This window comes from Nocardioides sp. (genome assembly GCF_036405735.1).
Taxonomy (GTDB): Bacteria; Actinomycetota; Actinomycetes; order Propionibacteriales; family Nocardioidaceae; genus Nocardioides.
Window position 1 is genome coordinate 14,792 of sequence record NZ_DASWXC010000053.1, and the last position, 23,352, is coordinate 38,143.

The 23,352-nt window shown below is 70.4% G+C and carries 18 protein-coding genes and 1 pseudogene; 8 read left to right on the plus strand and 11 right to left on the minus strand.

Annotated elements, in window-relative coordinates; all coding sequences use genetic code 11:
- Nucleotides 1–185 precede the first annotated feature (185 nt).
- Together VGE38_RS07785 and VGE38_RS07790 are read left to right on the plus strand one after the other, a co-directional pair.
- Nucleotides 186–1,175, plus strand: coding sequence for an LLM class F420-dependent oxidoreductase (locus VGE38_RS07785; RefSeq protein WP_331141965.1), 990 nt, complete (start codon nucleotides 186–188; stop codon nucleotides 1,173–1,175).
- A gap of 44 nt (nucleotides 1,176–1,219) precedes the next feature.
- The gene (locus tag VGE38_RS07790) at nucleotides 1,220–1,693 is read left to right on the plus strand and encodes a hypothetical protein (RefSeq protein WP_331141966.1); all 474 of its coding nucleotides are present in this window, start codon (nucleotides 1,220–1,222) and stop codon (nucleotides 1,691–1,693) included.
- A gap of 10 nt (nucleotides 1,694–1,703) precedes the next feature.
- Here the strand turns inward: VGE38_RS07790 and VGE38_RS07795 are convergent, their stop codons facing one another.
- From VGE38_RS07795 to VGE38_RS07805, 3 genes are read right to left on the minus strand one after another with little or no spacing between them, the layout of a single operon-like run.
- On the minus strand, nucleotides 1,704–3,518 hold the full coding sequence (locus VGE38_RS07795; protein WP_331141967.1) for a DUF429 domain-containing protein: 1,815 nt from the start codon (nucleotides 3,516–3,518) through the stop codon (nucleotides 1,704–1,706).
- Nucleotides 3,515–4,771 carry a lactate 2-monooxygenase gene (locus VGE38_RS07800; RefSeq protein WP_331141968.1) on the minus strand — a complete coding sequence of 419 codons (1,257 nt, stop codon included), beginning with the start codon at nucleotides 4,769–4,771 and terminating at the stop codon, nucleotides 3,515–3,517. Before VGE38_RS07800 ends, VGE38_RS07795 begins: the two co-directional genes overlap by 4 nt.
- Nucleotides 4,772–4,776: 5 nt before the next feature.
- Entirely contained in the window at nucleotides 4,777–5,445 is a 669-nt protein-coding gene (locus tag VGE38_RS07805; RefSeq protein ID WP_331141969.1) for a TetR/AcrR family transcriptional regulator, read from the minus strand.
- An 84-nt stretch (nucleotides 5,446–5,529) separates the two neighbouring features.
- Between VGE38_RS07805 and VGE38_RS07810 the strand changes: the two genes are divergently transcribed.
- Both VGE38_RS07810 and VGE38_RS07815 read left to right on the plus strand, forming a co-directional pair.
- Complete coding sequence (locus tag VGE38_RS07810; protein ID WP_331141970.1) at nucleotides 5,530–6,429, plus strand: sterol desaturase family protein; 900 nt, start codon at nucleotides 5,530–5,532, stop codon at nucleotides 6,427–6,429.
- The gene (locus tag VGE38_RS07815) at nucleotides 6,426–7,301 is read left to right on the plus strand and encodes an alpha/beta fold hydrolase (RefSeq protein ID WP_331141971.1); all 876 of its coding nucleotides are present in this window, start codon (nucleotides 6,426–6,428) and stop codon (nucleotides 7,299–7,301) included. Before VGE38_RS07810 ends, VGE38_RS07815 begins: the two co-directional genes overlap by 4 nt.
- 212 nt (nucleotides 7,302–7,513) lie before the next feature.
- Here the strand turns inward: VGE38_RS07815 and VGE38_RS07820 are convergent, their stop codons facing one another.
- Nucleotides 7,514–8,872 carry a cytochrome P450 gene (locus VGE38_RS07820; RefSeq protein WP_331141972.1) on the minus strand — a complete coding sequence of 453 codons (1,359 nt, stop codon included), beginning with the start codon at nucleotides 8,870–8,872 and terminating at the stop codon, nucleotides 7,514–7,516.
- A 168-nt stretch (nucleotides 8,873–9,040) separates the two neighbouring features.
- On the opposite strand from VGE38_RS07820, the gene VGE38_RS07825 reads away from it, so the two are divergent.
- Together VGE38_RS07825 and VGE38_RS07830 are read left to right on the plus strand one after the other, a co-directional pair.
- Entirely contained in the window at nucleotides 9,041–9,625 is a 585-nt protein-coding gene (locus VGE38_RS07825) for a helix-turn-helix domain-containing protein (protein WP_331141973.1), read from the plus strand.
- Between the two features lie 119 nt (nucleotides 9,626–9,744).
- Entirely contained in the window at nucleotides 9,745–10,974 is a 1,230-nt protein-coding gene (locus tag VGE38_RS07830) for a low temperature requirement protein A (RefSeq protein WP_331141974.1), read from the plus strand.
- Nucleotides 10,975–10,981: 7 nt separating this feature from the next.
- On the opposite strand, the gene VGE38_RS07835 is transcribed toward VGE38_RS07830, so the two are convergent.
- From VGE38_RS07835 to ribB, 4 genes are all read right to left on the minus strand, one after another.
- A complete protein-coding gene (locus VGE38_RS07835) occupies nucleotides 10,982–12,232 on the minus strand; it encodes an MFS transporter (protein ID WP_331141975.1) in 1,251 nt (416 codons plus the stop codon).
- A 141-nt stretch (nucleotides 12,233–12,373) separates the two neighbouring features.
- Nucleotides 12,374–14,566 carry an MMPL family transporter gene (locus VGE38_RS07840; RefSeq protein WP_331141976.1) on the minus strand — a complete coding sequence of 731 codons (2,193 nt, stop codon included), beginning with the start codon at nucleotides 14,564–14,566 and terminating at the stop codon, nucleotides 12,374–12,376.
- A gap of 16 nt (nucleotides 14,567–14,582) precedes the next feature.
- On the minus strand, nucleotides 14,583–15,824 hold the full coding sequence (locus VGE38_RS07845) for a lysophospholipid acyltransferase family protein (protein ID WP_331141977.1): 1,242 nt from the start codon (nucleotides 15,822–15,824) through the stop codon (nucleotides 14,583–14,585).
- 3 nt (nucleotides 15,825–15,827) lie between these two features.
- Entirely contained in the window at nucleotides 15,828–16,496 is a 669-nt protein-coding gene (gene ribB / locus VGE38_RS07850; protein WP_331141978.1) for a 3,4-dihydroxy-2-butanone-4-phosphate synthase, read from the minus strand.
- 250 nt (nucleotides 16,497–16,746) lie between these two features.
- Between ribB and VGE38_RS07855 the strand changes: the two genes are divergently transcribed.
- Nucleotides 16,747–17,226 (plus strand): MarR family winged helix-turn-helix transcriptional regulator, encoded by a 480-nt coding sequence (locus VGE38_RS07855; RefSeq protein ID WP_331141979.1) that lies wholly within the window; start codon nucleotides 16,747–16,749, stop codon nucleotides 17,224–17,226.
- A 148-nt stretch (nucleotides 17,227–17,374) separates the two neighbouring features.
- On the opposite strand, the gene VGE38_RS07860 is transcribed toward VGE38_RS07855, so the two are convergent.
- From VGE38_RS07860 to VGE38_RS07870, 3 genes and pseudogenes are all read right to left on the minus strand, one after another.
- Complete coding sequence (locus VGE38_RS07860) at nucleotides 17,375–21,022, minus strand: KAP family P-loop NTPase fold protein (RefSeq protein WP_331141980.1); 3,648 nt, start codon at nucleotides 21,020–21,022, stop codon at nucleotides 17,375–17,377.
- A gap of 585 nt (nucleotides 21,023–21,607) precedes the next feature.
- The gene (locus tag VGE38_RS07865; RefSeq protein ID WP_331141981.1) at nucleotides 21,608–22,588 is read right to left on the minus strand and encodes a hypothetical protein; all 981 of its coding nucleotides are present in this window, start codon (nucleotides 22,586–22,588) and stop codon (nucleotides 21,608–21,610) included.
- Nucleotides 22,585–22,920 (minus strand): annotated as a pseudogene (locus VGE38_RS07870) (Wadjet anti-phage system protein JetD domain-containing protein); the annotation flags it as partial. The pseudogene VGE38_RS07870 and the gene VGE38_RS07865, both read right to left, overlap by 4 nt.
- 110 nt (nucleotides 22,921–23,030) lie before the next feature.
- On the opposite strand from VGE38_RS07870, the gene VGE38_RS07875 reads away from it, so the two are divergent.
- Nucleotides 23,031–23,186, plus strand: coding sequence for a hypothetical protein (locus tag VGE38_RS07875; RefSeq protein WP_331141982.1), 156 nt, complete (start codon nucleotides 23,031–23,033; stop codon nucleotides 23,184–23,186).
- Nucleotides 23,187–23,352: the final 166 nt, after the last annotated feature.

Genomic DNA, 23,352 nt, shown 5'->3' on the forward strand with positions numbered 1-23,352 from the left:
AGTAAGAGCGTCGTTCGTGTATCTATTCGAACGTATATTCGCTTGTCTGTCAATGCCCCTCGGGGCGAGATTGTGGGGGAACTTCCGTCCTTCTCATGTGGACGCGCTCGGCCGCGGGCGGCCTCGCTGCTCGACCAACGGAATCGGCGGGTTCACGGTCTCGGACGTGGGATACCCGGAAAGGCATGACGAAGTTCGGCTACACCCTGATGACCGAGCAGAGCGGGCCGCGCGAGCTGGTGGACTACGCCGTCGCCGCGGAGGCGGTCGGCTTCGACTTCGAGGTCTCCAGCGACCACTACTCCCCATGGCTGACCGAGCAGGGTCACGCGCCGTACGCCTGGTCGGTGCTGGGCGCCGTCGCCCACGCCACCGAACGGGTCGGGCTGATGACCTACGTGACCTGCCCGACGATGCGCTACCACCCGGCGGTGGTCGCGCAGAAGGCGGCGACGCTCGCCCTGCTCAGCGACGGCCGCTTCACCCTGGGCCTGGGCAGCGGAGAGAACCTCAACGAGCACACCGTCGGCGCGGGCTGGCCGGCACTCGAGACGCGTCACGAGATGCTCGAGGAGGCCATCGAGATCATCCGGGCGCTGCTCGCCGGTGACCTGGTGACCTACCGCGGCGAGCACTTCGCCGTCGACTCCTCCCGGATCTGGGATCTCCCCGACGAGCCCGTCCGGATCGGGGTGGCGGTCGCCGGGCCGCGGGCCATCGAGCAGTTGGCGCCGCTGGCCGACGACCTGATCGCTGTGGAGCCGCGGGCCGACGTCGTCGAGACCTGGAACGCCACCGACGGCGCCCCGCAGATCGGGGCGGCCGCCCGCGCGATCGGGCAGATCCCGATCTGCTGGGACCCCGACGAGGAGACGGCGCGGCGCCGGGCGCACGAGCAGTTCCGCTGGTTCGGGGGCGGCTGGAGCGTCAACTCGGACCTGCCGACCACCGCGGGCTTCGCCGCGGCGTCGCAGTTCACGCGGCCGGAGGACGTCGCGGGGTCGATCCCGTGCGGTCCTGACCTCGATGCCATCGTCGAGGCGGTGAGCGCCTACTGGGAGGCCGGGTTCACCGACGTGGCGCTGGTCCAGGTCGGCGACGAGGGTCAGCAGCGGTTCCTCGACGAGGCCGCCGGACCGCTGCTGGAGCGGCTGCGTGCCGCCGCGCCGTCCTGACGGAGTGCGTGATCCAGATCACGTCGGCGCGCTACGGTGCCTGCATGCGGACGCTGCAGCGTGGGATCACGACCCGGCGCCGGGTCATCCTGCTCCTGGTCGCCGGGGTGCTGGCGGCGACCGTCGTGCAGTTCGGCTGGGTCGGCATCACCCGGCTCATCGACGGGCCGGACTCCGGCTGCGACCGCTCCGTCGGCACCTACCCGTCCGGTCCGCTGGTCTTCATCGTCGGCGCCGTGCTCGGCGCGGCCCTGCTCTCGCTGCCGCTCGGCGCCCGCGCCCACCGCAAGCTCGCCCTGTGCATCTCCAGCGGCGCGGTCTGCCTGGTGTCGACCGGGGCGATCGTGGCCATCCTCGGGTACTGGATCACCGGCCACGAGGTCCCCAACGCCTGCGGGAGCAAGGGCGGCTACTTCGGCCCGCTGCTGCCGATCGGCGCCATCGCACTGATCTCCGCGGTCCTGTTCCGCGACACCCTGCGCGGCCACTACACGCCGCAGCCGCTGGCCGAGGACTGAACGGTTCGGACTAGGAGGCCCGCAGCCTCTCCAGCCGCTGGCGCAGCAGCCCGGTCCGGTGGGCGTTGCCGTGCAGCTCGACGTACCGCTGACCGAAGACGGCCAGCAGGGCGTCGTCGAGCCGGCGTACGGCGCCGGGCGGGTAGCGGTAGCCCATCCGCTCGTTGAGGTTCCACGCCCGGGTCGGGCGCAGCACCTCGGCCAGCTCGGCGAACGACGTCACGCCGAGCTCCAGCAGCAGTCCGGAGATCCAGGCGTAGTGGTCGGCGCGGGACCAGCCGGCATCGGCGTACTGCCCGGCCAGGAAGGCCGCCAGCTCGCGCGGGTCGAGCCGCGGGTCGTCGGGTCCGTCCGCCGCCTCGGGCACCGGCTGGGTCGGCGTCTCGCCGAGCCGGTCGCGGATCGTGGTGAACTCCCGGTCGGCGAGCTCGAGCAGACCGGCGGCCAGCGTGAACCGCCGGTCCAGGTCGCTGGCGTGCTCGGCCGGGATGGTGCCCTTGTAGCGGATCGCGTGCTCGAACTCCGCCCAGGCGTGCTGCAGCACGGTCCGGATCTGCACCTGCACCACACGTCCGCGCAGCAGCTCGTAGCCGGGCTCGGTCGGCGCCACCTGCAGCAGGAGGTGACGGCTGGCGTAGCCGAACCGGCCCTCGTCGGCGGTCTCCTGACCCATGTCGCGGTCATCCATGACGACCGCCTGGTCGGCCAGCAGCTCGGCCACCAGGTCGACGTCGCTGAGCACGTAGGTCACCACCCGGACGCCGAGCTGGTCGGTGATCTGCCGCAGCGGGTCCTCGTAGAGCAGCCGGCCGCCGCGGGTGCGGGAGGCCTTCTCCGCGAAGCTCGCGACGCTCTTGGTGCGGCCGGTGACGGTCAGGTAGTTCACGCCCGCCTCGTCGAGCACCGCCTCGACCAGGCCGATCGCCTGGCGGCCCGCCTCGACCAGCTCGGGGTAGGCGGCGGCGTACGCGTCGACCGCCGATCGGGCCGGTCCCGCCGCGCGCCGCTCGCGCGGGGTCGGCGTGTGACCCTCCGGCAGCGTCGGGGTCACGATGTAGCCGTCCTGCCAGCCTCCGGGCTCCTCGTCGCCGTAGACGGTGACGCGCTCGGGTGCGCGGGCGGCCAGCAGGCCGACGTACGCGCAGACGACGGCGTCCACCTGGTCCTCGACCGCCCGCAGCTCGACCTTGCGGCCGGCGTCCTCGACCCGTCCGCGCAGCGCGGCCCACGCCGGGCCGGCGACGTGCAGAGGTACGTCGGCCTCCGCGAGCCCTTCGAGCAGGTTCATCAGTGCGAGCAGCTCGGTGCGCAGCGAGGCCAGCGTGCGGCCGGGCTTGTTCTTGTACTTCAGCGTCCGGCCCAGCCGGAACAGCGCGACGGTCGCCGGGTGCGGGTAGACCTCGATCGCCCGGCGCGGGCGGCCGGAGCGGGGGTTGACGTCCAGCCCCAGCCGGGCCGCGAGCCGCTGGCCGCGGGTGCCCTCCCGGAACTCCGGCTTGGCGGTGTTCGACGGGTGCGCCCCGGCGTCGAAGCGCGCGAAGTCGCGGTTGAGGGCCGCCTCGGCGCGGCGGTTGCCGGTGGCGTTGCGCACGATGAGCGGCGCGTCGATCGCGACCAGGCACGGGCCCGCGACGTACGCCGCCAGCGCGCTGTCGATCTCGTCGTCGGTGCGCACCGCCGCGACGTGGACCAGCCGCCCGCCGCCGTCGAGCACCGCGATGCCGGTGGGCTGCCGCTCGCCCCACGCCAGGTCGACGCCGACGACGGCCCGGCCGGTGTCCTGGGCGGGGGCCGCGACCTGGGGGCTGCGCGCGAGGTCGGTCACGACTGCAGCAGGTCCCGGGTGATCTCGCCGACCGACCCGGCCCCCACCAACCCCATCGTCAGGTCCAGCTCGGCCAGGACGTGCTCGACGACCGCCCGGACGCCGTCCTCGCCGGCCAGCGCGAGGCCGTAGACCCACGGCCGGCCCAGCAGCACGGCGCTGGCGCCGAGCGCCAGCGCGACGAACGCGTCGGCACCGGAGCGGACACCGCTGTCGAAGAGCACCGGGACCCGGCCGCCCACCTCGGCCACGACCGCCGGCAGCGCGTCGAGCGCGCCGATGGCGTTGTCGACCTGGCGGCCACCGTGGTTCGACACGACGATGCCGTCCAGGCCGTGCTCGAGCGCGAGCCGGGCGTCGGCGGGGTGCTGGATCCCCTTGACCAGGATCGGCAGCGTGGTCATCTCCCGCAGTCGGGCCACGTCGGCCCAGGTCAGGTCGGAGCGCGAGAAGACGTCGAGGAAGGTCTCGACCGCCGCCCGCGGGTGCGGCGAGCGCAGGTTGGCCCACGTGGATCCGGGGTAGTGCCGCGCCATGGAGAGCAGTGCCCGGACCGCCGCGAGTGTGGGGCGCGGTGTGGGCTCGGTGGACGGCTCGCGCGCCTGGGCGAGGGAGCGGAAGTGAGGGTCGCTGGTGTACTGCGCGATGCCCTCCGCCCGGGCGAACGGCAGGTAGCCCAGGTCGAGGTCACGGGTGCGCCAGCCGAGCAGGTGGGTGTCGAGCGTGACCACGATCGCGTCGCTGCCGATCGCCTCGGCCCGTCGTACGAACGACCGGACGACCTCGTCGTCGCGGCTCCAGTAGAGCTGGTAGAGCCGGGGCGTCTCGCCGAGCGCGCGGGCAGTGTCCTCCATGGGCACCGACCCCTGGGTCGAGATGACCATGGGCGTCCCGAGCGCGCGGGCCGCGCGGGCGACGGCGTGCTCGGCCTCCGGGTGCGCCATCTCGAGCACTCCGATCGGCGCGAGCAGCAGGGGGCTGGGGAGGGTGCGGCCGAACAGGTCCACGCTCAGGTCCCGCTCCTGCACGTCGACGAACATCCGCGGCACGATCCGGTGCCGGCCGAACGCTTCTGCGTTCGCGGCGACGGTGCGCTGCTGTCCCGCGCCGCCGTTGACGTAGGCCCACGCCTGCGGGCTCATCACCTCGTGGGCGGCGGCCTCGAGCGCCGCCGGCTCCACGGGTACGACGGGCCGGTGGCCGAAGACCCCGGCCCGGTAGATCTTCCCCTGGATGTCGCGGCCGATGCTCATGGGCGTCAGTCTGCCGGTGCCGCGACGGCGCTGGCCGGGAACTCGGCCGAGAGCGCGGCGACGAAGAGCCGGACGCAGCGTTGGGTCATCTCCTCCGGGGACTGGTCGGGGTGCTGGAGCCACCAGGTGACCAGGGCGTCGACGATGCTCATCCACACCGCGGAGAGCGCCGAGGCGTCGAGCGGGTCGACGTCCGGGCCGGCAGTGAGCCGCAGCATCTCCGCGACGCCCTCGTCGGCCAGCGCGGTGATGCGGTCGGTGTGCAGGGCCATCTCGGCGGCGATGCCGCGCTCGGAGCGCGGCACGGTCGGATCGAAGAAGAGCCGCCACAGCCACGGCTGCGGCTCCAGCAGCCGGAAGATCCCCTCGAGGGTGAGCAGCGCGCGCTCCAGGCCGACGGCGTCGCCACTGGCGATCCGCTCCATCTCCCCGGCCAGGATCTCGCCGCCCCGGTGCAGGCACGCCGTGAACAGCCCCTCCTTGGAGCCGAAGTAGTTGTAGATCAGCGGCTTGGAGATGCCGGCACGCGCGGCGATCGCTGCGACCGACGCGCTCGCGAACCCGGCGGTGCCGAACACCTCCGAGGCCGCGAGCAGGATCTGCTCCTCGCGGTCGGCGCGCGGAACGCCCTTCGTGCCGGCGTTCGGTCGGTGCGCCGTGCTCGTGCGTGCCATGGCCGGAAGTCTAGGCAGAAGATATGAACGCGGGGTAAGTTACCCCAAGGTCATATGGTCTCGACGGATGCGAAGGACTCAGCGGTGGAGGAACTGCTCGACCCCATGAAGAACCCGGTGACGTACGCCGTCCCGTTCTTCGTCCTCACGATCCTCATCGAGCTGGCCGCGCTGCGGTGGCTCGACCACGACGACAACCTGACCGGCTACTCGATGAAGGACGCGCGCACGTCGATCTCCATGGGCGTCGTCTCGGTCTTCTTCCTCACCGCGTTCAAGGTCGTGACGTTCTTCGGCTTCAGCGCCGTCTTCGTCCACCTCGCGCCGTGGGAGCTGCCGACCGACACCTGGTGGTACTGGGTGCTGCTGATCGTCGGGCTCGACCTCGGCTACTACTGGCACCACCGGTTCTCCCACCGCTCCCGCATCGCGTGGGCCGGCCACCAGGCCCACCACTCCAGCGAGTACATGAACTTCGGCACCGCGCTGCGACAGAAGTGGAACCCCTGGTTCGAGTTCTTCTTCTGGCTGCCGCTGCCCCTGCTCGGCTTCGCCCCCTGGACGCTGTACGTCGCCTTCGGGATCAACCTGATCTACCAGTTCTTCGTCCACACCGAGCTGGTCGGCAGGCTGTGGCGCCCGATCGAGCTCGTCTTCAACACCCCGAGCCACCACCGCGTGCACCACGGGTCGGACCCGGAGTACCTCGACAAGAACTACGGCGGCATCCTCATCGTCTTCGACCGCCTCTTCGGCACCTTCCAGCCGGAGCGGCAGCAGCCGACGTACGGCCTGACCAAGCCTGTCGGCACCTACCACCTCCTCAAGCTGCAGTACGGCGACTACGCGGCGCTCCTGCGCGACGTTCGCTCCGCCGACAACTGGCGCGACCGGCTGGGCTACGTCTTCGGCCCGCCCGGCTGGGAGCCCACCCCGCGGGACGGCGGCGTGGACGTGCCGGAGAGCCGTAGCCTGTCGGCGTGACCCCGAGCAGCTACGTCCAGACCCGCGACGGCCTCGCCCTGGCCGTCTACCAGCACGGCGACCCGGCCGACCCGACCGTGGTGCTGGTGCACGGCTACCCCGACGACCACTCCGTGTGGAACGGCCTGGTGGAGCAGCTGCGGCCGGCGTACCACGTCGTGACCTACGACGTGCGCGGCGCCGGTGCCTCGGAGGCCCCGGCCAGCCGGCACGGGTACCGGCTCTCGCAGCTGGTCGACGACCTCGGTGCCGTCGTGGACACGGTGGTGCCCGGCAAGCGGTTCCACCTGATCGGTCACGACTGGGGCTCCATCCAGGGCTGGGAGGCGGTCGTGGACCCCGACCTGGCCGCCCAGATCCTGTCGTTCACGAGCATCTCGGGACCCAGCCTCGACATGGCGGCGCACTGGCTGCGCAACGTGCGCGAGCACCCCGTCGGCACCGTGAAGCAGCTGCTCGACTCGACCTACATCATGGCCTTCCAGCTGCCGGTGCTGCCCGAGCTCGCCATCGGCCGCGGTGTGCTGGACCTGCTGGTCTCCCGCTCGAAGCGGGCCGGCGCCGCCCGGCCCACCGGCCGGCCCACCAACGATCGCGACGCCCGCAACGGGCTCGGCCTGTACCGCGCCAACTTCCTCGGCCGAATGACGCTGCCCCAGCCGCGTGAGGTCTGGGTGCCGGTCCAGGTGCTCGCGCCGGACGACGACGCCCACGTCTCGAGCCGCATGCAGCGGGAGGCGCCCGCGCCGTACTGCCGCAACCTGCTGACGCACCAGATCCGCGGCAACCACTGGGTCGTCGAGCAGGACCCCGCCCTCATCGCGGCCCGGTTCGCCGACTTCGTCCCCTACGCCCACGCCGTCGGCCGCTGACCGGCGATCAGTCGAGACCCGGGTTCCCGCGGGTCGAGACCCGGGTTCCCGCGGGTCGAGACCCGGGTTTCCGTGGGTCGAGACCCGGGTTTCCGTGGGTCGAGTCGCGGGTTCCGTGGGTCCTCGCGAACCCGGGACTGAACCCTCGCGAACCCGAGACTGAACCCTCGCGAACCCGAGACTCAACGCTCGCGAACCCGAGACTCGACGCCTCAGTTGCCGTTGAGGCGGGCGGGGAGGTGCTCGTAGCCGCGGAGGATGCGGGTGGGACGCCGCTCGGCACCGGGCAGCAGCTCGAGGTCCGGGAACCGGTCGAAGAGCGCACGCAAGCCGACCTCGCCCTCCATCCGCGCCAGCTGGGCGCCGAGGCAGTAGTGCCGCCCGGCGGAGAACGAGACGTGGTCGCGCGCGTTCGGGCGGGCGATGTCGAACACCGCCGGATCCTCGAACACCTCCGGGTCGCGGTTGGCGCCGGCCAGCACGGTCGTGACGGCCTGCCCGGCCCGCAGCTCCCGCCCGGCGACGGTGGTGTCGACGGTGGCCACCCGGCCGGTCAGCAGGACCGGCGGGTCGTAGCGCAGGATCTCGTCGACGGCGTTGGGCCACAGCTCGGGCTCGACCCGCAGCCGCTCCAGCTGCTCGGGGTGGCCGCGCAGCAGCGCGATCCCGTTGCCGAGCAGGTTGACCGTGGTCTCGAAGCCGGCGGCGAGCACCAGCCCGGCGGTCGCCTTGATCTCGCGCTCGGTGAGCCCGGTGCCGTCCTCCTGGGCGTGGACCAGCTGGCTGAGCAGGTCCTCTCCCGGGTCGCGCCGTAGCCGCTCGAGGTGGCCGGTCAGCCAGGAGTCGAACTCCTGCAGCGCCGCCTCGACGGCGCGGAACTCGCCCCACCCCAGGCCGATGTCGAGGCTGGCGGCCGCGCCACCGCCGAGCTCCAGGATCCGCCGGCGCATCTCCAGCGGGACGCCGAGCACCTCGGAGATGACGGTCACCGGCAGCAGGCCGCAGTAGGCGTCCACCAGGTCGACGTCACCGGCCGGGTCGAGGTCGTCGAGCAGGCCGGCGGCGATCTGCTCGGTGCGGGAGCGCAGCTGCTCCACGGCGCGCGCGGAGAAGACGCGCGTCACCAGCCGTCGGTACCGGGTGTGGTCGGGTGGCTCGGTGACCAGCAGCGACGGCGGTCGTACCGGGTTGAAGAACTCGCTCTCCGACCAGTCGCCGAGCGTGCCCCACACGCCGTTGGACGGCAGCGGCAGGCCGGTCGAGAAGTCGTTGCTCGACAGCACCTCCTTGACCGCGGCGTGACTCACGGTCACGTGGCTCAGCCCGCCGCGGACGAGCACGCCCTGGCCGCGGATCTCCTCCAGCAGAGCCACCAGCGCCGGGTCGTCGCCGCGGGTCGCGGCGGCCCGGATGAGCTGGCCCTGCACGTCGCCCCGGCGGGACGCGCGGGCGATCGCGACCCGGGGCAGTCCGTGGCCGAGGCCCCACCGCACCGCGGGCTTGGCGCGCTCGGCCATCCGGGTGCGGACGCGAGCCGGGATGCTGGTTTCGGCGAGCTTGAGCAGGGACATGGTGGCACCTCCGGCCTCGACCGTACCGTCTAATTGACGAACTGTCAGTAGGCCGGAGCCTCCCTTCTGGCCGCGACATCGGCCGCCGTGTCCTCCTCGATCTCCCAACATCCGCAGGCGCGGCACACTGACGGCAAACGTCCTTGCGGGAATGGCAAACTTCTGAGCATGGCTGACGAACCGAACCCGGGACGGACCACGGATCTGAGCGCCGTCGGGCAGCGGCTGCGCGCGTTGCGCCAGCGGCGCGGGTCCACCCTGGCCGAGGTCGCCCGTGCGACCGGGATCTCGGTGAGCACGCTGTCGCGGCTGGAGTCCGGCGCCCGCCGACCGACCCTGGAGCTGCTGCTCCCGCTGGCGCGGACGTACGGCGTGACGCTGGACGAGCTCGTCGATGCCCCGCCCACCGGCGACCCCCGCGTGCACCTGCGGCCGGTGGTCCGACACGGGATGACGATGCTCCCGCTGACCCGGCGCGCCGGCGGCATTCAGGCCTACAAGCTCATCATCCCGGCGCGGGGCCGCCAGACGCCGCAGCCGCAGACCCACGAGGGCTACGAGTGGCTCTACGTGCTGAACGGACGGCTCCGGATGGTGCTCGGCGAGCAGGACCTGGTGCTCACCCCGGGCGAGGCGGCGGAGTTCGACACCCGCGTTCCGCACTGGTTCGGAGCGGCCGACGACCAGCCGGTGGAGTTCCTCAGTCTCTTCGGGCGGCAGGGCGAGCGCGCACACCTCCGGGCGCGCGGATGAAGGCCCTAGAGTCGCACCGAGCGTGAGGAGGTCCGGTGTCCGATCCCGCGTCCAGCCCTGAGTCCAGCCCTGGGTCCAGCTCTGGGTCCAGCCCTGGGCACCGATCCGCCGTCGAGCGGATGCTGCGGCACCGACAGCAGCGGATGTCGGGGCGCGACCCGGGGCAGCATCACCGCGCCGCGACCCCGTTGGAGCTGCTCTTCGACCTGACCTTCGTGGTCGCCTTCGGCACCGCGGCCAACGAACTGGCCCACGGGCTCGCCGAGGGTCACGTCACCGGCGCGCTGGCAGGGTTCGGGTTCGCGACGTTCGGCGTCTCGTGGGCGTGGATCAACTTCACGTGGTTCGCCTCGGCGTACGACACCGACGACTGGCTCTACCGCCTGACCACGATGCTGCAGATGGTCGGCGTGCTCGTCTTCGCGCTCGGGCTGCCGGAGATGTTCGGCTCGATCGAGGACGGGGAGACGCTCGAGGCCGACGTGATGGTGTGGGGCTACGTCGTCATGCGCGTCGCGATGCTGGCCCAGTGGTCACGCGCGTGGCGCCACGACCGCGGACGTCGCGCCGCCCACCGCAGCTACCTCGCGTCCATCACCGCCGCCCAGGTGCTGTGGTGCGCGCTGGCCGTCCTCGACTTCTCGGTGCCCCTCACCTTCGCGCTCATCGCGGTCCCGCTGGTGGTCGAGATGGGCGGGCCGGCGCTCGCCGAGCGGAGGTACGGCGGCACGCCGTGGCACGCCCACCACATCGCCGAGCGCTACGGGCTGATGGTGATCATCGCCCTGGGCGAGGGCATGATCGGCACGATGGCGAGCCTGACGGCGCTCGCCACCGAGGGGCTGACCCGCGACATCGCCGTCCTCGCCCTGGCCGGCACCGCGCTGACCTTCGGGCTGTGGTGGACCTACTTCGTGATCCCCCACGGCCCCATCCTGCACGCCCGTCGCTCGCGCTCCCTGGGCTGGGGCTACGGCCACATGCTGGTCTTCGGCGCCATCGTGGCGATCGGTGCCGGGCTCCACGTCGCCGCGTACTACCTCGAGCACCACAGCGAGCTGTCGCTGGTGGCCACGATGCTGACGATCGCGGTCCCCACCGGGGTGTACCTGCTGGTGTTCTACGCGCTGTACGCCGCGTTCAGCCGCAGCGTCGACCCGCTCCACTTCCTCCTGGTGACGCTGTCGGTGGCCGTGCTCGCGCTGTCGGTGGTGCTGGCCGCCCTCGGGCTCGGGGTCGTGTGGTGCGTGCTCGTGCTGGCGGCGACACCCTGGGTCACCGTGCTGGGCTACGAGGCGATCGGCTACCGCCACAACGCCGAGGTGCTAGTAGCGCTCGAGGAGGGGTGAGGGGTCGTCAGCCCGGCACGCCGGCGACGCTCGGCACCGCCGGAGCGCCGACCCGCTCGGCGACCGCCGCGGCGAGGCGACGCTGGGATCCCGCCACGAGCCCGAGGCCGAGCACCATCGCCGAGACGGTCACGGCGAACGCCGCGGTGTAGCCGTGGTGGTCGGCCAGCCGGCCGGCGACCGAGGAGCCGAGGGCGTAGCCCAGCCCGGTGGCGCTGGCGAGGATCGTCATGGCGGTGGCCACCCGGCCGGGCGCGACGACCCGCTCGGCCAACGTGAAGACGCCGATCATGAACGGCGCGACCGCACAGCCGAGCAGCGCCACGACGGGGACGAGGGTCGGCAGGCCGTCGACCACCAGCAACGGGAGTGAGAGCGCGAGCAGCGCCGCCACGGCGATCAGGATCCGGCGCTCGAGCGTGATCCGGTCCGGGATGAAGGCGGTGGCCACGCCGGCCAGCGCGCTGCCCAGCCCCAACGTGGCGTGCACGAGACCGGCGAGGCCGGGCTGTCCGGCGTCGGTCGCCAGCACGGTGGTTCCGGTCTGGGTGGCGCCGAAGAGCGAGCCGATGAGGAGCTGGGCGAGCGCCAGCACGACGACCGCGGGTGTCAGCAGCCGCCCGGCGTGCTCCGCGAGGCCGGCGCTGCCGCCCGTGCGGGCCGAGCGGTGCAGCGCGAAGCCGGTGCCGAACACCGCGAGCAGACCCGCAGCGAGCAGCAGCGCGCCGCCCGGCGAGATCGCCACCACACCGAGGCCGATCAGGGCCGGTCCCAGCGCGAAGGACGCCTCGTCCGCGGCGCCCTCGTAGGAGAACGCGACGTCGACGAGGCGGCGCTGCTCGGGGCCGGTCGCTGCCGTGATCGGCCGCCAGCGGACCCGGGCGAGTGGGCCCACCTGGGGCATGCTCAGGCCGGCCAGCGCCGCGACCGCGACGACGGCGGCGTCCGGGGCGCCACGGTGGACCAGCGCCACCAGGGCGGTCAGCGCCACGGCGCCCGCCAGCGACTGGACGAGGACGACGTGACGCTGGCCGACCCGGTCGGCGAGCGCCCCCGCGAACGGCGCCCCCACCGCGTTGGCGACGGCGAGCGCGCCAGCCGAGAGCCCGCCCAGCCCGTAGCTGCCGGTCGCGTCGGAGACCAGGAGCAGCGTGCCGAGCTGACTCATGGCCAGCGGCAGCCGGGCGAGGAACGCCACGACGACGTACGCCGGGCCGGCAAGCTGGAAGAGCCGTCGATAGCTGGCGAGAGGTGACACGGGGTGGGCCTTTCGGGTGCGTCGGAACGACGCGCCGAACCCACCTCCAAGACGCGTGAAACCCTCTGCTGCCTCGATGGTAGCCGCGCCCTGGAGGATGGTCCTAGTCGTCGGAGGCCCTCGGACCGATGCCCGCCCCGCTCACCTCGAGCTGCCGCTGCTCTCGAGCTCCGGCTCGCCGTTCGGCTGCGCGTCGGGGGCCACCGGGTCCGGCGCCGCGGCGGTCCGTCCCCAGATCCGCGGTCCGGCCAGCGACAGGGTGGCCGGCATCAGGAACGGCCGGATGATCGCCGCATCGAGGAAGACGGCCACGGCCAGTCCGATCCCGAGCTGCCGCACGATGCTGATCTCCGCCACGAGGAAGGAGAGGAACACCGCGATCATGATGACGGCCGCCGACGTCACCAGGCCCGCCGTACGCCGGCCTCCCTCCGTGATGGCACGGTCGTGGTCGCCGTACTCGACGTAGGCCTCCTTCATCCTCGAGGCCATGACGACCATGTAGTCCATGCTCAGGCCGAACATGATCGCGAACATGACGATGGGCGTGACGCTGTTGATGTTCTCGTCCGTTACGACCTTCCACAGTGCGGTGAGGAAGCCCAAGGAGGCTCCGACCACCAGGCCGTTGAGTCCGAGCGCCAGGATCGGGATCCACACGCTGCGGAACGCCAGGCCGAGCAGTGCGATCGTCAGCACCACGACGCTGAGCACGATCCAGGGGATCGACGTCGTGACCATCGCGTCGAAGTCCGACCCGATCGCGGTCGCTCCGGTGACGACCGTGGTGACGCCGGGCGCCGACGAGGCGGCACGCAGCTGGTCCACCAGCTCATGGGTCTGATCGGAGTCGGGGGCGTGCCGGGAGACCACCAGCACGCGGGCGAGGGTGGTCGTCCCGTCCTGGGCCGCGACCACGGTCCCCTGCTGTCGCAGCTCTCCGGAGAGGGCGAGCTGGGCAGCCTGTTCCGCCGTACCCTCGCCGGGGCCGTCGGCCCTGGCGACGAGCGGGTTGGCCGCGGCGGTCTCGGCCACCGACGCGGCGTGGGCGAGCACCCCCTGCGGGGAGCTTCCCGACACGATGACCTGCAGCGGGAAGAGCGCCTCCGAGTCCAGCTTGCTGTTCAGCGCCTCCAGGCCGGCACGGGAGTCGGTGCCGGGCGGCAGGATCGAGGCACTGGCCACCGGCACCTGGAGCGTGAGGCCGAGGAGGGGTACGGCGAGCAGCTGCAGGGCCGCGACGAGGACCGCCAGGATCGGCAGCCTCCAGCGGATCGCCCACGAGACCGCCGCGTCGCCGCGGTCCCGCGTCCGCCGGCTGGGCAGCGGGAGCCAGAACGTGCGTCGGCCCAGCAGCGTGAGCACGGCGGGCAGGAAGGTGGTGGTCAGGGCGATCGCGGTCAGGGTCACGATGATCCCCGCGGTGGCGATGCTGGAGAAGACCATGTTCCGCGCCAGGTAGAGAGCCGCCAGGGCGACGATGACCGCCATCCCCCCGAACCGGACGGCGTGCCCGGCGGTGCGCGACGCCACGGTCGCCGCCTCCGCCGGCGTCAGGCCCGCGTCGAGATGCTCGCGGAACCGCTTGATGATGAACAGCGAGTAGTCGACCGCGACCGCCAGGCCGATCAGGGACACACCCGTGGTGTAGAGGTTGGAGATGTCGAGCCACTGTCCCAGCAGGAAGCCCGCCGCCCGTGCCACCCCGAGTGAGATGCCCGCAATGAGCAGGGTGATCAAGGTGGCGCCTACGGCCCGGTAGACGAGAAGGAGCACGACCACGAGCAGCGGGAACGCGATGAGCTCCGCATGGACGGCATCGCGTTCGGAGGCGATGTTGAGGTCGTAGTCGAGCGCCGCCTGCCCGGTGACGTGCACGGCCACCCGCGCTGTGCCGACCGCATCCCGCGCGCGCTCACGCAGCTCGGGGATCGCGTTCTGGGTGGCCGTGTTGCCGGTGCGGAAGTTGGCGATGACCACGGCCGTCGAGGCATCCTGCGAGCGGAGGGCGGGCAGGTCGCGGTAGTCCACGGTCGTCTCGACACCGGCGACCCCGGCGGCGGCCCGGGCGACGCGCTCAATCGTCGAGTCGTCGACCTGGCCACCTCGGGCGTCGATCACGATCGCCGCGGTGGTCCGGGGGTCACCGAAGTGCTCGCGGGCCAGCGACTCCCCGCGCGCGGCATCGCCACGCTCGTCGCTGAAGCCGCCGGCCTGGAGGGCGTGCGGCATGAGCACCGCCAACGGCGCCAGGATGACGGCCAGCAGCAACCACCCGCCGATCACCGCCCGTGGGTGGGCGATGGACGCGCGCGTGAACCTTGGCTTGAACATGGTCGATCCTTTGCGGCTAGGCGGCGGTCAGCTGCGAACGCAGCCGCGAGATCCGGTTGCGGCGGATCTCGCCGCGAGCGTCCGTAGTGGCGATGGCCTGCTCGGCCGCCGCCAGCGACGTCGCGGCCCCCGCGTGGTCACCCTCGGCGATCTGCTGCTGGGCGAGCGCCACCAGCGACCTGGATGCCAGGGCGGGGTCCTGCGCCGCTTGGGCGAAGTGCTCCTTGGCATCGGCACGGGATCCGCCGGCCCAGCGCGGCAGCCGGCCGCGCAACGCTCCGGCCAGGTAGTGGGCGAAGGGATGGTCCGGGGCGTCCTCGAGGACCCGGTCCACGTCCTTGGCCACGCCGGCCAGCCGGACGAGGCGTACCGGCGCCGGCCGGTTGAGCGCGCCCAGTGCGCGGCAGCGCGCCTGCTGGGCGAGCAGGTCGACCTGCGCCGGTGCCATCCGGAGGCCCAGCTCGGCCAGCAGGGCCGCCGAGTCGGCGGTGTCGTCGTCCACCCGGCCGTCCTCGCTCATGGCGCGCGTCAGCCGCTGGTGCACGAGCCGGGCGATCGCGGCGGCCGCAGCCTCCACGCTCGTCCGGTCCGCCGCTGCGGTGGCTCCGTGCGCCAGCAGCTGCTCGATGCGCTCGCGCGCCTGGTCGCGCATCTGCGACGCGGCCTTGTGCAGCTCGGAGGTGTCGTCCGGCACGGTGAGCGGCTCGCCGACGACGACGTACCCGTTCTCCCGGCTCGGCCGACGGGCCCCCTTGGGCATGACGCGGTGCAGGTTGCCCAGCGCGATCGGCACGACCGGTGCTCCTGCGGCCAGCGCCATGCGGAAGGCGCCCGACTTGAACGGCAGCAGCTCGGCGCCGTCACCGCGGGTTCCCTCGGGGTACAGGCACAGCGCCGCGCCCTGGTCGAGGATCTCCTGGGCCTTGCGGAAGACCTCCTCACCCGGCGCCGAGCGGTCCACGGGGTAGCAGAACCAGGAGTCGTGCCACAGCCGGCTCAACCGGCTCTGGAAGGACTCCGCCTTGGTCGGGAACCACGTGTTGCCGCCGGGACCGTCGCCGCGCAGCGCGTCGATCAGGGTGAGGATGAAGTAGTGGTCCGCGTAGCTGGAGTGGTTCGCCACCAGCACCACCGGCCCCTCGAGCGGGATGTTCTCCAGCCCGGCGACGTAGGTCAGATGGCGGCGGACCCCGGCGTGGATCTGGCCCCGGCTCGCACGGCGGACCGCAACGTGGCGGAGGTCGAACGGCGTCGCCATGCCTCAGCCCACCTTCTCGAGAGCGTTCTCCCGCAGGTAGGCCTGGAGCCGCTCGATGGTCGAGATGAGGATGCCGCGCTCCTGCGCCCACGGGATGAGGTCGGGAAGCCGCAGCATCTCGCCGGAGTCGCCCACGATCTCGACGATCAGGCCCACGGGCGGCAGTCCGGCGAGCCGGGCGAGGTCGACGGCGGCCTCGGTGTGCCCGATGCGCTCGAGCACGCCGCCGTCCTTGGCGATGAGCGGGAAGAGGTGGCCGGGACGGTTGAAGTCACTCGCCACGCCGTGGGTGGCAGCCAGCACCGCGGTGGTCGCGCGGTCGGCCGCCGAGATGCCCGTCGTCACGCCGTGCTCCGCACGGGCGTCGATGCTCACGGTGAACGCCGTCCCGAAGTCGTCCTCGTTGCACTCCACCATCGAGCCCAGGTCCAGCTCGGCGGCCCGCTCGGCCGTCATCGGCATGCACACCAGGCCGCGCCCCTGGGAGATCATGAAGTTGATCGCCTCAGGCGTGGCGGCCGACGCCGCCATGACGAGGTCGCCCTCGTTCTCCCTGTCCTCGTCGTCGACCAGGATCACCATGCCTCCCCGGGCGATCTCCTCGACGATCTCCTCGATCGGCGCGAGCGTCTGCTCCGCCGTCTTGCGCTCCTGCGTCTTGGTGGCACTCACTGCCTTCTCCTCATCGGTTCACGACCGGCCTCAGCGCCGCGCTGACCGCCCGGCCCGAACCCGATCCTCGGGATATCGATGACGTAACATCGATGTTGTGTCATCGATACTGTGGGGCGGTTGCCTCGCCGCTGTCAAGCGATTCGCCCAGAGTTCGCCTCGGGTTGGCATGCCCGCCTCGTGGCGCCTGCCGCTGGCCGGCGATCCCGGGGGAGGCGAGCCCTGTGCGGCGGCCCGTAAGATCGATGACGTGTCGTCGACCTACGCCGCTGACGTGTTCCGGTTCGCCGTACTCGCCCTCCAACGCGAGGGCGCGCGGCGGCTGAACGCTGCCCTCGCCCCGCTCGGCCTCACGGCGTCCCAGGCGGAGGCGCTGCGCGTGCTGGACCGCTTCGGTCCGCTGACGGTCGGAGAGGTCGGCCGACACCTGGTGTGCGAGAGCGGAAGCCCGAGTCGTCTCACGAGCACGCTGGCCGACCGCGGCCTGGTCGCACGCGGCGAGAGCGAGGCCGATCGTCGCGTCCTGGTGCTGTCACTCACCGACGAGGGCAAGCGACTGGCCGACGGCGTCGCCGAGATCGAGGCCGAGTACCTCGACGCGGTGTCCAGCCGGATGCCGGACGCCGAGGCTCTCGGAGCGCTCGCCACCATGCTGGCTCAGGCCGTCGACGACCCTCAGCTCAAGCACGCCCTGAGCAAGCGCTTCCCCGACATCGTCGCGTCGGAGTAGCCCGCAGACCAGCGCAGACGTCGGTGTCGGATGCCGAGCCTCCCTGCGCTCAGGCAGCGCTCAGTTGTAGTGCGACATGTATCTGACAGTCGTCGCGACATGACGTGTCACCGCTGACACGTCATGTCGTTCGTCCACAGGGTTCGTTCTACCTGTCCTGCCCGCCGAAGATGCTGTCGATGGCTCCCTTGACTGCCGAAGCCGCCTTGTTCTGGGTCTTCTTGGGCCTGCTTAGGAGGTTGATGGTGCGGAGGCGGTCTTGGTCGCCCTTAGGGATGGCCTTCGGCTTAGTTGCGACGACTGAGTCGAAAGCGTTGCGGATGGCGACGACCTTGCCGTATGCGGCTCCTCCGCTGGCGATGGCGACTCGGGCAGCAAGCGCTGCGTCGCCGTTGATGCCGGTGGCGAGCAATTGCTGAGCCAAGTCGGTTGCGGCTGTGTGGGCTGGCTGTTCGGTGAACTTGGCTTCCAGCAGTCGCGCGATCAGGTCATCGCGCTTGGTCTGTTGGGTCGCAGCGGCGACCTTCGTTGCGATGTGCTCGATCGCGGCGGACGCGACGCCTGCAGATCCGACGTGCCTGAGCGTTAGGTTCTTGTGACCTCTTTGCTCGCAGTAGATCCAGAGGTTGGTGCGGTCGTCGATGTCCAGCGTGGCCGCGTACCGGCCGAGCGGTTCGATGTAGACACTCATGCCGCCATTGAGCACCTTCGTGACCTCGGCGAGGCCGGGTCGAAGGCCGAGCCATTCGCTGACCGGTTCGGAGCCGACTGCTTCTTCGTCCTTGACTGCGAGGAGGTCGGCTGCGGTGATGTTCGTGCCGGTTCGGGAGGCTGCAGCGAGCCGGAGTCGCAGGGTCGCGACGGGCGCTGCGGTAGCCGAGGCCAGGTGTTCTTCGAGTCGGGCGGCGCTGGATGACGTGAGGTGGGTCGTCCGGTTGACGGCTTCCTTTATGAGGGCACCTTCGGCGGCTGCGGCGTTGAGTGCGTCCGCGATGCCCTTGGCCAGCATGTCGTCTACATCCTGGTCACCGAGGAGCGGGCGGGCGTCATTGGCGATGCCGTAGACGATGTCGCGCTCTTTTTCTTGGTCGGCGTCGGTCCATTCAAAAGCGTCTACGGCAGCGGTCAATGCCGCTCCTGCCTGCGGTGCTTCGGCGTTGGTCATATGGGAGATGAGGACGGTCGCTGCCTCGGCGATTGCGGTGCGGTCATCGGCGCTGGCGTCGTCCAGTGCGTTGACGACTCGCTTAAACGCACGTAGTGCGTGCTCGGGGTGCGTCTCGGCATCGGAGAGTTTCTCTGTCCAGAAGGACACGTCTCCGATGGGGGCGCGTTCGATGCCCAGCAGCGCGTGGAGGTTCAATCGCGCGCGGTCTGTGACGAGGGCAAGGGCGTCGTCTTCGCGGGCGCGCACAGTGGTACGTACCTCTTTGTCGTCGGAGCGTTGACCCAGTTCGAGAACTTGGGAGGCCAGCGCCCCGGCACCGTCGCTGCGCCCTTCAACTGCAGTGAGGAGGGCCGCGAACCGTTCGGACGCTGTGTCAGTGGGTTTGTCGTCTTCCTCGTCTTCCTCGACGGCTTTCGCGGCTGCGGTCGTTTGGGTGGCCGGAGTGACGACCTTGGGCGTGGGGACAAGGTCCGTCAGGGCATCGGCAACGTGGACTGCGGTGGCCGCCCACAGTCGCAGCGCGGGGTCCAGCGGCAGGGCGTTGAGTGCGTCATGCATCGGTTGTGGGTAGCGGTAGTAGGCAGTTCCGAGCATGGCGTGTACGAGTGCGGCCTGCTCATCGTTCGCGAACGCCAGAACGGGGCTGAGGCGCGATAGGAGGCCGTCTTTGGCGAGGTCGCGCGCTGGGTCTCGCCTCAGGAGGCGGCTCATGAGGTCGGAGCGTGCTCCGATGACGCCGAGAAGTAGCGCGCCAGGCGTGGCTTCGCGGCTCCAGTCGGGGCTGTCGACGTCGGCGAGAACGCCTCCCGCGGCGACCGGAGCGATGGCTTCGAGGTCGTCGCGGTCGAGGCGTTCAACGAGGCGGCAGGCGGCTTCGACGATGCTGGTGCGGCCGGGGCCACGCTCGGCTTCGGCTTGCTGGACGAGCATCCGGACTCCGGTGGCGATGGTTGCGGAGGGCTGGTTTGCGAATGCTTCGACGACTTCGGTTGGGGCGAGGTCGGCTGCGAAGTCGATGGCGTAGCCGAGGTCGGGGTCGGTGAGTCCGTCGTTCTGTCCTGCCGACTGGAGGTAGAAGAGGTCGGGACGAGGGTCGGGGATGTCTTGGGCTGCGATCTTGCGGAGGTACGAACGCATGTGCGCATTGAGGACCCGGTTCGCCCTGTTCTTGGCTTCGGGGTCGGCGGCATGGTCGACGAGCAGTGCCCCGGCTGCTTGGGTGTCCTCGGGCACCGCTGTGTCGGCGTCGATGTCCTGGGCGACCGCGCCGAGGCGGTAGCCCTCGACAACGCGCTGGACTTCCTTCGACGTTGTCGAGTAGTCCTCGCCTCTTAGATATGCGAGGAGGCGAGGGATGCGGACAAGGTCTGCTGCGACGGCCGGAAACTCGGTTTCGAGCACTGTCAGGCAGGCGAGTTCCGTGGCGCGCTCGGCCCAGTTGATGCCGCGCGCTTCGGCAATGCGCACGTTTGTGGCGTAGTTGTTGAGCAAGACCTTCACGCGCCGCGGGCTGCGGACGTGGACTGGGACCAGCGCGAAGACGACTCGGAGGAAAAGTCGATCGTCGGGCTCGGCAGCCCGGAGGTCTTCCCATAGACCGCCTTGGGTCTCGACGAGTTCGCGGGCGAATCGCGTCAGCGCCTGAGGACGGAGCGGCGGCAGCGGAATCTGGTGCTGGAAAATCTTGTCGAGGAACGCGCCAGGGGTCGAGTAGTAGGGGTCTTCGTCGCGGACAGGGTTCGCTTGAGGTACTTCCCGCAGGGAGCGTTCGAGGACTTCCCGGTCGGCAGCGACGATGAAGATGCAACCTTCGACATCCAGGAAGGTCTTGAGGTCGATGAGGGTGGCGACCACGTCCTTGGGGCTGCACCGGTCGAGTTCGTCGATGAACACGACGAGCCGTTCGCCCTTCTGGGTGTTAATCGCTTGGTCGACGAGGAGTTTGAAGGACTTGGCGAACTCGTCGTCGGTCTCTGGAGCGGCTTCCTTGACCTTGACCACGGCTGATTCGAGGACCTTCGGCCCGAACACCAGGGCAGCAAAGGACAGCGACAGGACGGTGCCGACGGTCGTCACGGCGCTCTTGGACGCATTGCTGAACCCGCCGTCGCGGTCGACAACCCACATGAAGAGGCTGACGAGGAAGAACCAGACGAGAGCGATACAGATTGCGAGGCCCGCTCCGACGAATAGGGAGACCTTGTTCTCCTTGGCCCAGGACCAGAGGTCGAGCCGGACAACTTCCTGGTCGTGAGCGAGACGTTCGTCGAAGTCGTCACCGCCCAGGTCGAGGGCTTCGGCGACACTGCCTACAAAGTGCTTCTTGAGGGCACGGCCTCCGTACTTCCATGCGTCGTACCGTGCGACCTTGACCTTGTGACCGGAGTCGGCCAGTCGTTCGTCGAGCAGCCCGAAGAAACTGGACTTCCCGGATCCCCAGGGGCCAAAGAGGGCGATGTTGACTGGCGGCGTCGCGTTCAGAGTTAGGTCAGCGACGACGCGGGCAATGGCCTCGTGGTCAAAGCGGTCCTGCCCGGCGTCCCGGAGCGCGGTGTCCAGAATGAGGTCAGACCCAGCACTCAGCGTCGATGCTTGCTGGGTCGTCCGCTTCGACCGTCCGCCGATCATGTTTGGTCCCCCTCGTGCGTCGCTTCGAAGTTCCTGCGCGACTGCGACGTATCAGCCCAGGTCAAGCCGTGTGGAAACTTACTGCTCGCCACTGACAGTTCGGGCTGAATCACGGCAGGCGTGGTGGTCCTTCGGCGCTTGCCTCGGCGTGAGGTTCTCGTGGATGAGTGGGCCGAGGAGGTGCGCAATCGCGCGTCGGCACCGGCACCTGGGCGGGGCTCAGCGGCGAGGCAGTGCCGGTACGGCGAGCCTGCGTCGGTGGCCCGTGTTAGGTCACTAACGTGCGGGGCACCGCCGTTGAGACGGGGTCCGAATGTACCGGGCATGCAGGCTCCCCAGGGCCGTTGGCGTGGGGAAGAGACGCCTGTCTGGTGCGGCGCGGTTGCGTCGTACCTTAAAGGTGAGCATTTCCCTCACCCGTTCTGCGGTAGGACACGCCGACTGTGGTCGCGGATTCCTGACGCGCTGCAAAGCAGCCGGTGTGCTCGCAGCGCGGTCTTCACGGGTCTGCGCGTAGACCCTGGCTCCCGGCAGGACGGGCTGCCTTAGTGGCGGGTGTCGCGCTGCCAATGGGGAACGCCCGGACTACGTGCTGCCGCCCAACAAGTGCCAGACAGTCGCACGCTCCTGGGCGATGTTGATGGTGCGCCCTGCGAGTGTTTCGAGGAGGTCGTCCAGCGGCCAGTTGGTGTGGCGTCCGTAGCGGCCGGAGTAGATGGCGATATGAGTGATGCCGAACGCGTTGTGGGTGTCGAAGAGGGCGTAGGCGACGGCTTGGTACAGGTCGATCAGAGGCAGGACGTCGACACGTGCCCCGTTTGGCTTCTTGGTGCCGAGTCGTGTCTTGAACTCGTAGAGGGTGCCGTTGTGGATGAGGTCCGCGTCTGCGTGACAGAGGGCCGATGCGGTGAAGGTGGGGCCGAACCGGCGGTGGTGGTTGGGGTCATCGCCTGGGTTTGGGTCGGACCAGGCAGCGACGCGTCGCCATCCGTGCTCGATGGTCGGGTCGGATTCGGGAGGGATGCCGATGCGGGGGTAGAGGTTGGTTTTGGCGAGTTCTTCGAGGGTGGCGAGTTCTTCGACGGCGTCGGCGGTGGCGATTGCGAGGAGGTCGTGCTCGTTGAAGCCGCCCTTCTCGTTGAGGAGGTCGTCGATGGCGTACGGGGTCACCGGTGAGCGGTATGCCTCGATGGCGAGGGCGTAGGCCCAGGCCGCGGCTTCGATGAGGGTGGGTTCTTCGGCGACGAGGTTGAGGATGTTGGCCCACGCGTCGGACAGGTCGGGCTTACAGCGAGCGAAGTGCCGTGCGGTTCCAGGGATGGTGTTGGGCTGGTAGCGGAGCCCGATGAGCACGTCGAACGCGGTGCCGATGGTTCCAGGGTTCACGCCGGGCGTTCCGGGCACGACGATGTCGGGGCTCGTTTGGGAGTGCGGGGTGGTGATGAGCCGCGTATTCGGGTAGGTGCTGTCGAGATAGCGGCGCAGTGGGGATTGCTTGTCGTCGATGGCGACGGTGAGTTTGCTGTACTCGTAGCCACCGCTCGTGTGTCCGTCTGTCCCGGTCATGAGCGGGTTTCTACGCGCTCATGGGCGACTCGGAGCGGGATGCGCTCTTGTTCGACACGGCGGTGCCCGTTGTGGTTCTCGGCGAGCACGAGTTCGTAGACAGTGCGTTCGTCGTCGGTGAGGCACGGCAGCGGCTTCGGCACACCGGGTCCGAGGGGCTGGTTGTTCTTGTCGGTGTTGGTGCCGAACGGCTCGTAGGTGGCGTAGGTGGCGGGGTCCATGAGGATGCTGGTGACGGGTACGCCGTCGGCTCGCCAGCCGTTGAGGATTTCGTAGCCGTGGGCGTCGATGTCTCCCCAGTAGTAGAGCCGTGGTGCATGGGTGAGCCAGGGGAACGCGGCGGCGGTCGCGTGAAATCGCCAAAGCCTTCGAGTGGACCCTCGACCGCACCTACGCCGCCGCCACCGAAGCCAACCGCCGCCTCCACCCTGCCGGGCTGTCGGTGAACACCAGCCACGGCGAACTCTTCGTGACCCCCATCAACGACCACCTCGACGCCCACCAGGCGCTCACCAGCCGCAAGGTCTACGAGCGCGGGCTCAACTACACCACTACCGGGCTGCCCACCAACTCATCTCCGGGCAGGAGGTCACCGTGAACCGGTCCGCCCGCCAACGGCTCCTCACCCTCGGGGGCATGGTCAACCTCGGCGTCCTCACCCAAGCCAAGCAGCCAGCCTTCACCGACGAAGCACTCGAAGCGTTCCTCTAAGCGGTGCCATCAGCCGCCGACCCCAAGGCTCCCGCGCACAACGGCCTCACCGA

Excerpts from the sequence above, each read along its gene's own strand:
- VGE38_RS07785 (WP_331141965.1), top strand. The coding sequence starts at position 186 with ATGACGAAGTTCGGCTACACCCTGATGACCGAGCAGAGCGGGCCGCGC.
- VGE38_RS07790 (WP_331141966.1), top strand. The coding sequence starts at position 1,220 with ATGCGGACGCTGCAGCGTGGGATCACGACCCGGCGCCGGGTCATCCTG.
- VGE38_RS07800 (WP_331141968.1), bottom strand. The coding sequence starts at position 4,771 with ATGAGCATCGGCCGCGACATCCAGGGGAAGATCTACCGGGCCGGGGTC.
- VGE38_RS07805 (WP_331141969.1), bottom strand. The coding sequence starts at position 5,445 with ATGGCACGCACGAGCACGGCGCACCGACCGAACGCCGGCACGAAGGGC.
- VGE38_RS07820 (WP_331141972.1), bottom strand. The coding sequence starts at position 8,872 with ATGTCCCTGCTCAAGCTCGCCGAAACCAGCATCCCGGCTCGCGTCCGC.
- VGE38_RS07825 (WP_331141973.1), top strand. The coding sequence starts at position 9,041 with ATGGCTGACGAACCGAACCCGGGACGGACCACGGATCTGAGCGCCGTC.
- VGE38_RS07830 (WP_331141974.1), top strand. The coding sequence starts at position 9,745 with ATGCTGCGGCACCGACAGCAGCGGATGTCGGGGCGCGACCCGGGGCAG.
- VGE38_RS07840 (WP_331141976.1), bottom strand. The coding sequence starts at position 14,566 with ATGTTCAAGCCAAGGTTCACGCGCGCGTCCATCGCCCACCCACGGGCG.
- VGE38_RS07845 (WP_331141977.1), bottom strand. The coding sequence starts at position 15,824 with ATGGCGACGCCGTTCGACCTCCGCCACGTTGCGGTCCGCCGTGCGAGC.
- VGE38_RS07860 (WP_331141980.1), bottom strand. The coding sequence starts at position 21,022 with ATGATCGGCGGACGGTCGAAGCGGACGACCCAGCAAGCATCGACGCTG.
- VGE38_RS07865 (WP_331141981.1), bottom strand. The coding sequence starts at position 22,588 with ATGACCGGGACAGACGGACACACGAGCGGTGGCTACGAGTACAGCAAA.